The 2,026-nt window shown below is 33.7% G+C and carries 1 protein-coding gene and 1 pseudogene; both read right to left on the reverse strand.

The features are described 5' to 3' along the window. Positions 1-119: 119 nt before the first annotated feature. Positions 120-1,805, reverse strand: coding sequence for a gliding motility-associated ABC transporter substrate-binding protein GldG (gene gldG, locus Q0L65_RS05555; protein WP_296684312.1), 1,686 nt, complete (start codon positions 1,803-1,805; stop codon positions 120-122). After that, positions 1,805-2,026, reverse strand: a pseudogene (locus tag Q0L65_RS05560) (gliding motility-associated ABC transporter permease subunit GldF); the annotation flags it as partial. The gene gldG and the pseudogene Q0L65_RS05560, both read right to left, overlap by 1 nt.

The following is a 2,026-nucleotide window of genomic DNA, read 5'->3' on the forward strand; positions in this document are numbered from 1 at the left end:
TTTAATAAGTACGAACTCGATACTATAAATTTCATCTGTTATATTTTATATTTTTTGGGATATACTTTTTTACAAATATATCGTAAACTAGTTTAGTATGGAAAATTTTTTATTAACATCTATCGACTGTATTTTCTTTTTCGGAGGAAAGTAAATAGAAAGCCAAAAACTGTTAAAATAACTATTGGTAGTCCGATAGTTAGGAATTGTATATAAGTATAGTTTTCATAGACCTTTTCTTTGTCTAATAATGGCAAATCTAAATCTTTAGATCGAATGTTAATAAGTCCGGTATCGTCCAATACATAATTGACACAATTCATCAGAAAATCTTTGTTATCGTACAAATTTCCAGAGCGTTGATCGTAGCCCAATTCGACGGGTAGTAAATTTTTATCTAATTGGTTTTTAATCACATCTCCATCCGAAATAACAATCATTTTACCTGGTTTTCCTTTGGCTTGAAAATCAGTTTGGTCAAAAGCTAATACTCGGTTTTCAAACATCGAATGGAAATTTCCTTCTAATAAAACGGCCAAAGGAATATTTCCTTTATTCAAGTAATCGGCAGGCGTGGTTTCTTCGTTAACGCTATTCAAATTGATTTCGGTTGGTGTACCAATTCGTTTAGAATATTGGGAAGACTGTAGCAAAACTGTTTTCTTGATGCCGTTTTTCAAAGTGTCAATGGCATTGGCAAAATCAAATTTGATTCCGCCTAAATTTTTAACAATAGGGTGTTTGCTTTGTGGGTAAATTTGAGGTGCAAATTTCCAATTGAATTCTTGAAACTGAGTAGCACTTCCTTGTTCGCCTGTGGCTAATTTGATGGGACTCCCTTGTTCATCTTTTACTAAGTCAGGATAAATTCGAACGCCATATTTAAAGAAAAAATCATTCAAATTCAAATCTCTTGTAAACGCCAATGCACTACCAGTTGGGCTGTATAAACTATCCATTTCAGCGACTACTTGATCGATTAACCAAATCGTTTTTCCACCACTGACAATGTATTGATCCAATACTTGTTTTTCGCTTTCAGAAAAAGCTTCTGTAGGTTTAGCAATAATAGCTAAATCGTAATTTTTCAATGCTTCTAGCGTATTGATAGGCTGTTTCGCTACCGAATCCAAAGTAAAAGGCCCAATGTGATAACTTTCTTTGGTTTGCAATAAAAACTTCGCAATGTAGGCTTCGTGCAATTCGCCGTTTCCTTTAATAATGGCGATTTTCTTTTGTTTATTTTGGGTGATTTTATTCAGCGCATCGGCAATGGAATATTCCAAATGCTGTACTGAACCAATTACTTTATCTGTAGTAGAAGCTCCCATGATATTTTTCAATAAAGGAATATTGACTTCTTTATTGTCATATACGGCAATTGCCCAAGGAAAAACCATAGCTTGCGACTGTTTTCCTTTGTCATCGACTGAAATGTTTATAGGAGTGAGGCCTTTACGGTACAATTCTTTGATATTGTCCATACTTGTTGAATCATCTTCTAAAGGATCAATGAATTCAAATACTATATTGGAATTATAACCTTGAAACTCTTCTAGCATTTGGCGCGTTTCCAATTGCAAACGTTTGAATTCGGAAGGCAATTCTCCTTGCATATACACTTTAATATATAATGGATTTTTGACCTGTTCAATGATGTGTAATGAAGTAGGAGAGAGGGTGTATCTTTTGTCTTTGGTCAAATCAAACCGATAGAAAAAGAAACTCCCAATAGTATTCAAAACCAATAGTGTTACTATGGTTATTCCTACTGATTTCAGCCTGTTTTTAGTTGCGGTATTCATTAGGATTGAAACGATTTTAATTGGTTAACAGTCAAAGAAAGAAAAACCACAATGACACTAGTAAAATAGAGAATATCTCGGGTGTCTAAAACGCCACGGTTCATACTTTTAAAATGATCTTGCATCCCTAAATAAGCAATTGTATTTGAAAAATTTGGAGTGACCGATGCCAATCCTTCAAAACCAAAAAAGAACAAAAAGCATAAAAATACAGCAACGAT

Source organism: Flavobacterium sp. (assembly GCF_024642105.1).
In the GTDB taxonomy this organism is placed as follows: Bacteria; Bacteroidota; Bacteroidia; order Flavobacteriales; family Flavobacteriaceae; genus Flavobacterium.

Excerpts from the sequence above, each read along its gene's own strand:
- gldG (WP_296684312.1), bottom strand. The coding sequence starts at position 1,805 with ATGAATACCGCAACTAAAAACAGGCTGAAATCAGTAGGAATAACCATA.